This is a genomic window from Flavobacterium sp. CHNK8, from assembly GCF_019774515.1.
Taxonomy (GTDB): Bacteria; Bacteroidota; Bacteroidia; order Flavobacteriales; family Flavobacteriaceae; genus Flavobacterium; species Flavobacterium tiangeerense.
Genome location: NZ_CP081492.1, coordinates 2,266,269 through 2,278,774, shown reverse-complemented (window position 1 = coordinate 2,278,774; position 12,506 = coordinate 2,266,269). Strand labels below are relative to the sequence as shown.

The 12,506-nt window shown below is 33.8% G+C and carries 14 protein-coding genes; 5 read left to right on the top strand and 9 right to left on the bottom strand.

From position 1 onward, the window contains the following. Window positions 1-16: 16 nt before the first annotated feature. Complete coding sequence (gene rsfS, locus K5V07_RS09730) at window positions 17-388, bottom strand: ribosome silencing factor (protein WP_086453765.1); 372 nt, start codon at window positions 386-388, stop codon at window positions 17-19. Between the two features lie 95 nt (window positions 389-483). Between rsfS and K5V07_RS09725 the strand changes: the two genes are divergently transcribed. Then, complete coding sequence (locus K5V07_RS09725) at window positions 484-1,212, top strand: biotin--[acetyl-CoA-carboxylase] ligase (RefSeq protein ID WP_221917300.1); 729 nt, start codon at window positions 484-486, stop codon at window positions 1,210-1,212. Between the two features lie 55 nt (window positions 1,213-1,267). Here K5V07_RS09725 and K5V07_RS09720 read toward each other — a convergent pair whose 3' ends face one another. After that, entirely contained in the window at window positions 1,268-1,660 is a 393-nt protein-coding gene (locus K5V07_RS09720) for an orotate phosphoribosyltransferase (protein ID WP_086453763.1), read from the bottom strand. 21 nt (window positions 1,661-1,681) lie between these two features. Then, complete coding sequence (pyrE, locus tag K5V07_RS09715) at window positions 1,682-2,329, bottom strand: orotate phosphoribosyltransferase (protein WP_221917299.1); 648 nt, start codon at window positions 2,327-2,329, stop codon at window positions 1,682-1,684. Between the two features lie 7 nt (window positions 2,330-2,336). On the opposite strand from pyrE, the gene K5V07_RS09710 reads away from it, so the two are divergent. Continuing rightward, window positions 2,337-2,942, top strand: a complete 606-nt coding sequence (locus tag K5V07_RS09710; RefSeq protein WP_086453762.1) for an NUDIX hydrolase — start codon at window positions 2,337-2,339, stop codon at window positions 2,940-2,942. Window positions 2,943-3,088: 146 nt separating this feature from the next. Here K5V07_RS09710 and K5V07_RS09705 read toward each other — a convergent pair whose 3' ends face one another. Beyond that, window positions 3,089-4,819 carry a M14 family metallopeptidase gene (locus K5V07_RS09705; RefSeq protein ID WP_221917297.1) on the bottom strand — a complete coding sequence of 577 codons (1,731 nt, stop codon included), beginning with the start codon at window positions 4,817-4,819 and terminating at the stop codon, window positions 3,089-3,091. A gap of 154 nt (window positions 4,820-4,973) precedes the next feature. On the opposite strand from K5V07_RS09705, the gene K5V07_RS09700 reads away from it, so the two are divergent. Beyond that, complete coding sequence (locus K5V07_RS09700; RefSeq protein WP_221917295.1) at window positions 4,974-6,320, top strand: DEAD/DEAH box helicase; 1,347 nt, start codon at window positions 4,974-4,976, stop codon at window positions 6,318-6,320. 140 nt (window positions 6,321-6,460) lie between these two features. On the opposite strand, the gene K5V07_RS09695 is transcribed toward K5V07_RS09700, so the two are convergent. The 4 genes from K5V07_RS09695 to K5V07_RS09680 form a co-directional block, all read right to left on the bottom strand. Further along, complete coding sequence (locus tag K5V07_RS09695) at window positions 6,461-7,039, bottom strand: alkylphosphonate utilization protein (protein ID WP_144892626.1); 579 nt, start codon at window positions 7,037-7,039, stop codon at window positions 6,461-6,463. 97 nt (window positions 7,040-7,136) lie between these two features. Continuing rightward, window positions 7,137-7,592 (bottom strand): pantetheine-phosphate adenylyltransferase, encoded by a 456-nt coding sequence (gene coaD, locus K5V07_RS09690; protein ID WP_221917293.1) that lies wholly within the window; start codon window positions 7,590-7,592, stop codon window positions 7,137-7,139. A gap of 44 nt (window positions 7,593-7,636) precedes the next feature. Continuing rightward, window positions 7,637-8,329, bottom strand: coding sequence for a DUF421 domain-containing protein (locus K5V07_RS09685; RefSeq protein ID WP_221917292.1), 693 nt, complete (start codon window positions 8,327-8,329; stop codon window positions 7,637-7,639). A gap of 9 nt (window positions 8,330-8,338) precedes the next feature. Next, window positions 8,339-9,313, bottom strand: a complete 975-nt coding sequence (locus tag K5V07_RS09680; protein WP_221917291.1) for a D-alanine--D-alanine ligase — start codon at window positions 9,311-9,313, stop codon at window positions 8,339-8,341. A 242-nt stretch (window positions 9,314-9,555) separates the two neighbouring features. On the opposite strand from K5V07_RS09680, the gene K5V07_RS09675 reads away from it, so the two are divergent. Further along, window positions 9,556-10,179 (top strand): PASTA domain-containing protein, encoded by a 624-nt coding sequence (locus K5V07_RS09675; protein ID WP_221917290.1) that lies wholly within the window; start codon window positions 9,556-9,558, stop codon window positions 10,177-10,179. Continuing rightward, window positions 10,169-11,209 carry an RluA family pseudouridine synthase gene (locus tag K5V07_RS09670; protein ID WP_221917289.1) on the top strand — a complete coding sequence of 347 codons (1,041 nt, stop codon included), beginning with the start codon at window positions 10,169-10,171 and terminating at the stop codon, window positions 11,207-11,209. Before K5V07_RS09675 ends, K5V07_RS09670 begins: the two co-directional genes overlap by 11 nt. A gap of 64 nt (window positions 11,210-11,273) precedes the next feature. Here K5V07_RS09670 and K5V07_RS09665 read toward each other — a convergent pair whose 3' ends face one another. Then, window positions 11,274-12,488 (bottom strand): RsmB/NOP family class I SAM-dependent RNA methyltransferase, encoded by a 1,215-nt coding sequence (locus K5V07_RS09665; RefSeq protein WP_158729461.1) that lies wholly within the window; start codon window positions 12,486-12,488, stop codon window positions 11,274-11,276. Window positions 12,489-12,506 lie beyond the last annotated feature (18 nt).

The window sequence follows — 12,506 nt, the reverse complement described above, 5'->3', positions numbered from 1 at the left end:
CTACGGATATGTGTCTTTAGTATTTGTTTTCTATGGTTGTTATTTTAGCATCGCCCCATAAACTTTCGATGTTGTAATATTCTCGAATGTGTTTTTGAAATACATGAACTACGATATTTACATAGTCCATCAATACCCATTCTGCATTATCAGTACCCTCTACATGCCAAGGTTTATCTTTTAATTCTTTAGATACTGTTTTTTGAATTGAATTTACAATTGCATTAACTTGGGTGTTTGAATTTCCATTTGAGATTACAAAATAGTCACATACTGCAGTATCAATTTCTCTTAAATCGAGGATGGTAATATCATTTCCTTTTACTTCTTCTATTCCTTTAATGATATTTGCCAGAAGGATATCATTGTTTATAGTCTTTTTCGCCATGAATTATTTTTATATAAGTTTGTAAAGTTACCATTTTTTGTGATTATTTTTGAACCTTAACACAATATTAAATTCTGTTTCACAAAAAACTACATATGAAACTAATCAAACTCGATGCCATAGATTCAACAAACGACTTCCTGAAAGGACTTGCGAGTAAACAAGACTTAGAAAATTTTACTGTAGTTACTGCTGAAAGTCAATCAAAAGGGAAAGGTCAAATGGGCGCTGTGTGGACTTCTGAAAAAAGTAAGAATCTAATAATGAGTGTTTTGATTAAAAATATTCTTTACAATATAGATTCTATTTTTAATTTAAATATCGCTGTTTCGTTGGCTGTAATATCTGTTTTAGAAAAGTATCAAATCCCTAAACTAAGTATTAAATGGCCTAACGACATAATGTCAGATAACAAAAAAATTGGTGGCATCTTGATTGAAAATAGTATAAAAAGTGATGGTTCTATTTTTTCAATTGTAGGTTTAGGGTTGAATGTGAACCAAACTAAATTTGAAAATCTACCCAAAGCTTCCTCACTTGCATGTGTGAGTGCTACTTCATTTAACATTTCAAAACTAGTTCAAGAAATTGTTAGTGAGATGAAAGAAAAAACAAATAATTGGCCAGATACTAATTCTTTTGATGCTAAATTGTACACTCAATATTTGTTTAAAAAAGAAATTCCCACTGCTTTTAGTTTACCAAACGGAACTGCATTTATGGGACTGATTCAAGGAGTATCTGGTATAGGAAAACTTCAGGTTTTACTAGAGGATGACAGCATACAAGAATTTGATATTAAAGAAATTCAAATGCTGTATTAAAAAAAAAGTCTTTAAGAAATTGCTTAAAGACTTTTTATAATAGGAGAATAAAAAATTATAGTTTATTCATATTTGCAGCAAGTGTTTCAATGAACTTACCTATTGGTCCTTTTATCATCATGGCCATCATAGGATTGAAATCGCCTTCAAAATCAAGTTTTACGGTGCTACTTGCATCACTAACGGCTTCAATATTAGCAACTAGAGTAAATGGGAGCTTATCGCTAGCAGCTCCAAGAACAACTTTGTTAGGAGCGATTTTCTCTTTCATTTTTAATTTAATTTCAGGCATTCCTTTTAGTCCAAAAATGAAAGCATCTTCGCCAATTACTTCAAATTTAGCAATATTGTCTGGCATTAATTTTTCAAAATTCTTGACATCACTTAATGAGTTAAATAATTCAAGTGCTGATTTTTCTACTGTTACTTTTGGGCTTTCTAGGTTCATATTTTGGGAGTTAATTTTTAATTAAACATTTGTATTCCAGGTTGATGGAGATACGTTCCATTCTCTTAAAGTTTGTTCTTCTTCTTCGGTAATGTATCTTTTGGCTACAGCCAAATTTAAAAGATTTTGATAGTTACTTAAGGTGAACAAATCAACATTTGCGTTTTTGAAATTTTCTTCGGCCACGTTAAAACCATAGGTAAATATAGCTGCCATTCCTTTTACATTGGCTCCAGCTTCTTTCAAGGCTTCAACAGCTTGTAAACTGCTGTTTCCTGTACTAATTAAGTCTTCAACTACAACAACATTTTGGCCTTTTTGTAAAAATCCCTCTACTTGATTTTGTCTGCCATGTTTTTTTGGTTCAGGTCTTACGTATACAAATGGTAAGCCCATACTCTCTGCTACAAGCATTCCTATGCCTATTGCTCCCGTGGCAACTCCAGCAATTACATCTGGTTTTCCAAATTGTTTTTCTATGTTTTTAGAAAATTCATCGCGAACGTAATTTCTAACGGCTGGAAATGAAAGGATTAAACGGTTATCACAATAAATTGGGGATAGCCATCCAGAAGCCCATGTAAAAGGATTTCTTGGATTCAATTTAATTGCATTTATTTGCAATAGAAATTCGGCTGTTTTTTCGGCTGTATCTTTATTAAAAATCATACCACAAATGTATAAAGTTTTTGTTAACGACAAACCACTTTTTTTGACAAATCACATCTCAAAGGAAACAGATTTTCAATTGTTTCTTCTAGAGAGTATTGATATTGAGCATCTTATAGTGAAAATTTTTCAAAATAAAATTAATAAAGCCTATTTATATCATCCGGATGAGACCTTGATTATGAAGACTTTGAAAGCCAAAATTCCTGTTTGTAAAGCTGGTGGCGGACTGGTCTATAATAAAAAAGGAGAGGTTTTATTCATTTTTAGAAACGGAAAATGGGATTTACCTAAAGGCGGAATTGAAAAAGGGGAGGATATTGAGGATACCGCAATGCGTGAAGTTGAAGAGGAAACAGGTGTAAATGGCTTGTCAATTTCTCACAAATTACAAAAAACGTATCATGTCTTTAAAAGAAATGGTAAGTATAAGCTGAAAGTGACACACTGGTTTGAAATGCAATCTGATTTTGAAGGAACTCCTCAAGGACAATTAGAAGAGGGAATTGAAAAAGTAGCTTGGATGAATCCAGAACAAATAAAAGAGGCATTGAAAAACTCCTATGAAAATATCAAATTATTGTTTGAAGAAGAAGAGAAGCTAGTGAAATAGTGCTGCATTTCGGAAACATATAAAGGAGATTGAGCAGTTTTATACTGACGTATTAAAGTTAAACACGAATTTCAGGAATTTACACTAAATAATTAGTGTAAATTCGTGAAATTCGTGTTTTATATATAATTCAATTGGAGCTTTTTTTATTTTAAAACTCGATACACCGGATATTGTAAATGCGCCTTTTCATAGTAAACCGAATGTTTGTATATCCAATCTAGTTGCGTTTCGGGATTTTTTAAAAAGGCTTCGTCATTTTGTTTTTTTGTTTCAAATTCTGCTTTCAAAGATGGGTTTTCTTTAAAAATTTGAGTTGCAGTATCTTCAAAAACATAATCAGAATAGCCTTCCTTTTGTTGGAGTACTGTATCAAAGAAATTCCAATTGAAAAAAGAATCCACTGCCTCTGGCTCTAAAGTTTCAAGAATGTATTTAATCCCTTTTTGTTGCGTAGGTATCAAATAATCTCCTTTGGCGAAAGCCCTCTTCTCAATTGTAGCATTTACGGTTGTATTTCGATGTAAATAATGCCCTTCATAGGCTGAACTGCTAGTTTTAAAATCAGCTATTTTATAACTTTCTACTTCAATAATAGTATCGTTTTTAAGTTGAGAATAAGTTATTGTATTACTTTTTAATAAATCAATTACAGGCCAAAAACCTTTTGGGACGATATAAGCCTGAGGAATTACAATTTCTTTTACAGATTTGTATTCTTTGTTATATGGAATGTTTTTTTGAAATGGCTTTTTTTGATCGTAATAAAGTCGATTTCCTGTAGTGACATCACTTTTTTTATAGCTAGCCTCAAAACCTCTAAAAAAGAAGGATTCGGTTTTAGAGGTGTCAATTTCCCATTTTAAGGTGTATTTTTTCTTTGGAGCATATTGGTTTTCGTTTTTTAACCGCAGTTCTTTGATGGTTTTATAATTTTCATCGGTGTAATCAATCGTTGATTTCATATATTCATACGTAACTTTTACACGATCTGCATATTTTTTCAGCATGTGAGTCTCCACTACAAAGCCTATTGTATTGAACAGAGAAGTGTATCCAGTAGCATATCTGGGACTTTCAAAAAATTGTGCAAATCCCTTATCAGGAGTGACTTGAAAAGCATTTACGTATGGAGTAGTTTCTATTTTCTTTTTTTGTAAATCAGCTACAATTGACGGCATCATTTTAGTATTCAAAAAATCACCTAGCACCGTTCCTAATTTATTGTGTTGAGTCATGATATAAGTGAGTTTGTACTGATAATCAGATCCATTACTAACATGGTTGTCAATAAAAACATCGGCATTTATTTTATGAAAAATGTCCACAAAACTTTTTGTGTTTCGGGTATCTGATTTGATAAAATCTCTATTTAAATCGTAGTTGCGTGCGTTTCCACGAAAACCATATATTTCTGGTCCATCTTGATTCGCTCTTGAGGTTGAGTTTCTATTTAAAGCTCCTCCAATGTTATAAACTGGAATGCAAGCGATTACCGTATTTTTGGGAGCTTTTATTTTGCCCAAAGCTAAATCTCTAAATAGTTGCATACTAGCATCAATTCCGTCTGGTTCACCGGCATGAATACCGTTATTAATCAAGATTACGGCTTTGTTTTTTTGGATTTCTCCAAAATCAAATTGCTTTTCAGGATTAAAAACAATCATATGCAGTGGGTCTCCACTATCTGTTAACCCCATTTCTTGCACGTTGATGGTTGGGAAATCTTTTGCTAATAATTTGTAATACGCAATAGTTTCTGGGTAGGATGCCGATTGATTTCCGTTGCCTTTTTCAAAAAAAGTATCGTATTTATTTTGATTTTGTGCCAAAGAACAAATACTAAATAAAAGCAAACAGTAGTGTAAGTATTTCATGATTACGTCAATATAAGAGCTTCAAATTTAGCTTTTTTTATAGAATCTTTAAAAGGAATATTTAATAATAGGGCAGATGTATGAAATTATCGAAATTTTAAACATCAAAATTCATTAGTCACAATTTAAAAGTACCTTTGCACAAACGAATAAAATGAATACGAAACACCACTCCAACAATATACTTTTGAATTTAGGTATAGAAAGCCTGAATGAAATGCAAGAAGTAGCACAAGATGCTATCCTGAATGACAATAATATTTTATTACTTTCTCCTACAGGTTCAGGGAAAACACTCGCTTTTTTACTACCAATATTTGAAATGCTACAGCCTGAAATACTTTCGGTGCAATGTTTAATTTTAGTTCCCTCACGTGAATTAGGACTCCAAATAGAACAAGTTTGGAAAAAAATGGGTACTGATTATAAAGTAAATGTATGCTATGGTGGGCATTCCATAGATACTGAAATTAAAAACTTAAGCAATCCGCCAGCTGTTTTGATAGGAACTCCAGGTAGAATTGCAGATCATATTGATAGAGGAACTTTTAGGGTTGATAAAATTCAAACCTTAATTTTAGATGAATTTGATAAATCATTACAGCTTGGTTTTCATGAGCAAATGTCATTTATCATTGGGAAATTAACCAAATTGAATAAACGAGTGTTGGTTTCGGCTACTTCAGATATTGAAATACCTAAATATACACGTGTACTTAATCCTACTATTTTAGATTTTATTCCTGAGCATGTTGTTGAAACCAATCTTTCTATGCGAATGGTTGTTTCTAAAGACAAGGATAAAATGGGTAGTTTGTTTAACTTAATTTGTTCTTTGAAGTCACAAGCTGCAATCGTATTTTGTAATCATAGAGACGCTGCTGAAAGAATAAGTGATACTTTGAATGCAAAAGGTATTTATGCTACGTATTACCATGGCGGCATGGATCAAGAGGAGCGGGAGCGTGCGCTTATACAGTTTAGAAATGGCAGTATGACTTATTTAATAACCACTGATCTTGCTGCTCGTGGACTTGATATTCCAGAGATGAAGCATGTTATTCACTATCATTTACCATCTAAAGAAGATGAGTTTACACATAGAAACGGACGTACTGCGAGGATGCAAAACTCAGGTACCGCATACATTATTTTCAATGAAAGCGAGAAAAAGCTAGATTATATTGATTACTCCATGACGGAATTAAAAGTGGATAATACTGTTAGTTTACCAAAACCGCCTGAATTTCAAACTATATACATCAGTGGTGGGAAGAAAAATAAATTGAATAAAATAGATATCGTAGGCTTCTTTTCTCAGAAAGGAAAATTAGAAAAAGGGGATTTAGGTCTTATTGAAGTCAAAGATTTTATTTCATTTGCAGCAGTAAAATTCAACAAAGTAAAAGATTTATTGCACGCCATCAAGGATGAAAAAATGAAGGGTAAAAAATATAAAATTGAAGTTGCGCGAAAGGTAATCAAGAAAGAGGAGGAGTAGTCCTGAAGTTTCGAGATCAGTCTCAGTCTTAGTTTTCAGTAAAAAAATCGTTAATAGTAAATTTTGTTTACTGTTAACGATTTTTAGTTTGATGTATATATTTTTCTGTCAACTTGTTAATGCAAGCTGATTATTATAAACTATGTTTTCTTTACATACTGAGTGATAATTACAATAGTTTGACCATCTACTTTGCCTTCAATATATTCAGCGTTTTCATGATCCAGTCTGATGTTACGTACAGCAGTTCCTTGCTTGGCAACCATGCTAGAGCCTTTTACTTTTAAATCTTTGATTAATACAACAGAGTCTCCTGTTTCTAGTATTACTCCATTGCTATCACGGTGTATGATTTTGTTTTCGTCTTCCTCTCCTTCGCCTGTAGCTTGCGCCCAAGCTAAAACTTCTTCATCAAGATACATTTGGTCTAATAATTCCTGAGGCCATCCCGCATTGCGCATACGACTTAACATTCTCCATGCGACAACTTGTACGGCAGTATGTTCACTCCACATGCTATCATTTAAACATCTCCAGTGATTTAAATCTACGTTATCTGGATTTTCAATTTGGTCAATGCACGTCGTACAAGCCATAATACTTTCGTCAAGTCCGCCTTTTTTGGTTGGTAAAACTTGATAAACTTTTAAGTTCTCAGTTGAACCGCATAGTTCACATTTTGACCCGCTGCGTTTGCTTAATTCTCTTTCTATACTCATGTTTGATGGCTTTTATTTTTTGACGAAATTATGTATTTCTATTTTTAGAAAACTTGTTTTTGTGACTATTTAACGAATTATATCAATCTTAGAAGTATTATTTTATCCTAACCGCATCAGGAACTAACATCTCATATTGCCCGTTGTTGCGAATTACATCTCGAACTATACTGGAACTGATATACGACGTTTTTGCTGCGGTCAATAAAAACACCGTTTCTATTTTTGATAACCTACGATTGGTGTGCGCAATAGCTTTTTCAAATTCGAAATCAGCTGGATTGCGCAAACCACGCAGGATAAAATCTGCTTTCAATTTTTTACAAAGATCAGTGGTTAATCCTTCATAGGTAATTACTGAAACTTTAGGTTCATCCTTAAAAGTCTCCTCAATAAATCGTTTCCTTTCTTCTAGAGAGAACATGTATTTTTTTTCGGCATTGACTCCAATGGCAATAACTATTTCATCAAATAAGGGTAAGCTTCTTTTGATGATGTCTTCATGTCCTAAAGTGATTGGGTCAAATGAACCCGGGAATATGGCTTTTCTCATTGTAAAAGTTATAATTAAATCAAAATGATTTTCTTTGGGTTGAACTAGGTTTTTCGGATTGTTTGTATGGCCTCAACCCATTCAGATTTTATACAAACACTGCATAGGGCATTACCTGGTTTATGGCTTTCTGTGTTGCCGCAAAACGTACAGGAATACATACCTTCTGTTGGGATTTTTTTACTTTTTAATTTGAATAAAAAAGGCAAAATTGGCAATCCTGGCTGGACTTCGTGGTCTTCGTAATAGAAAACACTAATCTCTCCACTTGTTTCCATAAATGCATTCTTAACCTGTCCTAAATGCTCTATTGATTTCAATCGAAGTTCCGAAAAGAATTCATCTTGTGCCAGGCTCTCCTTTTTGAAAGTAGCGATTGAAAATTTCCCTTCGCTGATGATACATTCGGTTTTTCCTTCTATAAACTCTTCAAAGCGTTTACTTTTTCCGGTGAGCCAAGTTACTAATCGGTACAAAAGTATAATAACCAGAAATACGGTTATCGGTGGAATGATACCAACTTTTTCATAAAACATGGGGTCTCCGGCTGCTGATCCCAATGCAATAATGATGACCGTTTCAAATACGGATAATTGTTTCACACCCCGTTTGCCAGCTACTTTTAATGTCAATAGCAAAACGGAAAACATTATGGTAGAACGGAAAATGACTTCTAAAAGGAAGGATTCCGGTAGATCATTGAATAATAATCGGTTCCATTCAAAGATTTCTGTCATAATGGAAAGTTAGTTATTTAAAGCCAATTCTATCGCATTAGTAAACAAATCTTCCAATGAAATTCCTGCAGCTTTGGCTTGTTGCGGAATTAAACTTTCGGTGGTTAAACCTGGAATAGTATTCATTTCAAGCATGTGTGGTTCTTCATTTACAATAATAAATTCGCTTCTGGAGAAACCTTTCATTTTGAGTACTTCGTAAGCGCGTTTAGCGATCTCGCTGACTTTTTGTGTCATTTCATCTGAGATTCTTGCCGGTGTGATTTCTTGTGATTTACCTAAATATTTGGCTTCATAATCGAAAAAATCATTTTCTGAAACGATTTCGGTTATTGGTAAAACGGTCACTGTTCCTTTATAATTTATAACACCTACAGAAACCTCAGTTCCGTCAAGGAAACTTTCTATTATTATTTCGTTGTCTTCTTTGTAAGCAACTTCAATCGCGATAGGCAATTCAGCAGCAGTTTTTACTTTAGAAATTCCGAAGCTAGAACCCGCTTTATTAGGTTTTACAAAGCAAGGTAAACCAACTTTATTTACAATTTCATCGGTATTGATGATATCTCCTTTGTTTAAATAGTAAGAAGTAGCGGTTTTTATACCATATGGTTTTAAAACCGACAGTAAATCGCGTTTATTGAACGTTAATGCGGCTTGATAGTAATCGCAAGAAGTTTGCGGGATGTGCAATAGTTCAAAGTAGGCCTGCATTAATCCATCTTCGCCGGGTGTGCCGTGAATGGCATTGAAAACACAGTCGAAAGTAGTCTTGCTGCCTGCAACAGTTACTGAAAAATCATTTTTATCTATTGGAAATTCAGCATCATTTGCGTCAACGTAAACCCATTTTTCTTTTAAAATATGGATGCGAAAGCGATTGTATTTTGTCTTGTCAAGGTATTGATAGACAACGTTTCCGCTGATGAGTGATATTTTATATTCGCTTGAATACCCGCCCATGATGATGGCAATATTTTTCATTTTATTCAGTTTTAAAGTGATGTGTTTTTTGTTTAAAAAAGGTAAGACAGCTTATGATTTGTTTTAGCCCCGATAGCAGCGGTATCCTTTGTTTTTTTTCTTTAAAAAAGCAAAGATACAAGCGTATAGCGGGAATAAGCTCCAAAAAAATAGCGCGTATAATTCCTAAAAACGATTAAACAAAATTATCATTTTTTTTGAAACGAAATAGCTTTATCTTTGCCACAATTAAAAATTATTTTATGAGTTTACGTAAGTATCTTACCAGTCGTGTTTTTGTTGTTCAAGTAATTTTAGCACTTGGGATTATTGTTGCTTTAGTGTATTTATTCATGCATTGGCTTACATTTACCACAGATCACGGTAATGAAATTTCGGTTCCAGATTTAAGAAAATTAACCGAGGAACAAGTAGAAGAAAAACTCGATGAGCTTGATTTAGACTATGAACTATTAGACAGTGTTGATTATAGAAGTGATTTTCCTCAGTTTAGTGTTGTAGAACAAGATCCTACACCAGGTACTAAGGTGAAAGTAGGTAGAAAAATTTATATAAAAATTAATACTTCAGGATATTCATCTGTGCGAATTCCTGATTTAGTTAATAAAACCTACCGCGAAGCTGTTCCTACTTTAAAAGCACTTGGACTTGATGAAGGGACTGTTACTTATGTGCCAAATCTAGGGAAAGATATGGTGCTGGAGATGCGTTATAAAGGAAGGAATTTGAAAGCAGGTGATAGAGTGCTTAAATCGTCCAAAATTGACTTGGTCTTGGGAGATGGAAAAATGAGTTTTGAAGAAGAAGAAAGCGCTGCAGATACCCTTGCGGCACCAATAGAAGAAATACCAGTTGATGAACAATAATATAGAGACAATAGATTTAGAAGACGAATTATTTGAACATTTTAGGTTTGAAGTTCCAAAAGGTCAAGCCTCTTTAAGGATTGACAAATATTTGATGGGTTTAATACAAAATGCAACCCGAAATAAAATTCAAACAGCAGCCAGTGAAGGTAATATTTTTGTAAATGATGCCACGGTTAAGTCAAATTACAAAGTTAAGGCACATGATGTGGTACGGGTTATGCTTTCTCATCCTCCGTATGAAAATCATATTATTCCAGAGGATATTCCGCTTGATATTGTTTATGAAGATGATACTTTATTGTTGATCAATAAATTACCTGGAATGGTAGTGCATCCTGGTCATGGGAATTATACTGGAACCTTAGTTCATGCATTAGCCCATCATTTTGATAATTTGCCTATGAATAGTAGTGAACGTCCTGGACTTGTTCACCGAATTGATAAAGATACTTCGGGCTTGTTAGTGATTGCAAAGACCGAAGCTGCTATGACGCATCTTGCCAAGCAATTTGAAGCAAAAACATCAGAAAGAGAATATGTTGCTCTTGTGTGGGGGAATGTGACTGATGATAGTGGCACGATAGAAGGAAATTTAGCGAGACATTTGAAAGATCGTATGCAAATGGCTGTTTTTGCTGATCCTGAAATAGGGAAACCTGCTGTAACACATTATAAAGTGTTAGAACGTTTTGGGTATGTTACTTTAATATCATGTCAGCTAGAGACTGGACGGACACATCAAATTCGGGCCCATATGAAACACATTGGGCATCCCTTATTTAATGATGAGCGTTATGGAGGTCACTTGATATTGAAAGGAACTACATTTACAAAATACAAACAGTTTATAGACAACTGTTTTAAAGCGTTACCAAGGCAAGCACTTCACGCAAAAACACTCGGATTTATTCATCCTACAACTGGTGAAATGATGCGTTTTGATACTGAGTTGCCTCAAGATTTTCAAGATTGTATTGAAAAATGGCGAGGTTACTCTAAATCACACTTTACAGACGAAGAGAATTAATAAAAAAAAGCACCAATTTCTAATTTAGAAATTGGAGCTTTTTTTGTGCTATAAGCTTTTAATATTATTCTTTACGTTCTAGAAGCGCCATGTAAAAGCCATCAAACCCTGACTCTGATGCTAGGATTTTATGATCTTTAACGAAAGTAAATTGTTTTCCAATTTCGGTAGTTAAAAAACGTTTCACTTGATCTTGGTTTTCGGATGGTAAAATAGAGCAAGTTGCATAAACTAATTTCCCTCCTGGTTTCACAATTTTGGAATAACTTTCTAAAACTTCAGATTGAACTTTACGAATATTATCAATGAACTCTGGTTTTAATTTCCATTTAGCATCAGGGTTTCTTTTTAAAACTCCTAAACCACTACATGGAGCATCAATCAAAACTCTATCAGCTCTCTCGTGTAATTTTTTTATAACTTTAGTAGAGTCTATGATGCGATACTCAATATTGAAAGCACCATCTCTTTTGGCTCTAATTTTTAACTGCTTTAATTTACTTTCATATAAATCCATTGCAATTAATTGTCCTTTATTTTCCATCAAAGAGGCAATGTGAAGTGTTTTTCCGCCTGCACCTGCACATGTATCAACTACTCTCATTCCTGGTTTTACATCCAAAAATGCTGCAACTAGTTGAGAATTTGCATCTTGAACCTCGAAAAATCCTTGTTTAAAAGCATCTGTCAAAAATACATTGGCTCTTTCTTTTAAAACAAGTGCATCTGGTTGATCTTTAAGCGTATCTGTTTCAATGTTTAAATCCATTAAAATAGCACGCAAAGCTTCTCGAGTTGTTTTTAACGTATTTACTCTAAGGATAACTTTCGCAGGTTGGTTTTGTGCTGTAATTTCTTTAGACCAAACTTTTTCTCCAAGTTCACTTACACCTAGCTCATCCATCCAGTCAGGTATAGATTCTTTCAGAGCTCTTACTTTTGACAGTTCATCAAAACGACCTTTTATTTTTCGTTCAGGAGTACCTTCAAGCTGGCGCCAATCAGGGATTGGGTAGCCTCTTAAAACGGCCCATACAGAGAACATTCTCCATAAATTATCTCTATCGTACGGCTCTTTAACCTCTGCTATTTCAGAGTATAATCGTTTCCAACGCACAATTTCATAAATGGTTTCGGCTACAAACTTCCTGTCTGAACTTCCCCAACGTTTGTCTTTTTTTAAGGATCTTGCTACTACTTTATCGGCGTATTCGCCTTCATTAAAAATAGCGTTTAAAGCATCTATTGTTGTGTAAACTAAATTTCTGTGTAATCTCATTTTAAATAATTGAGGTGC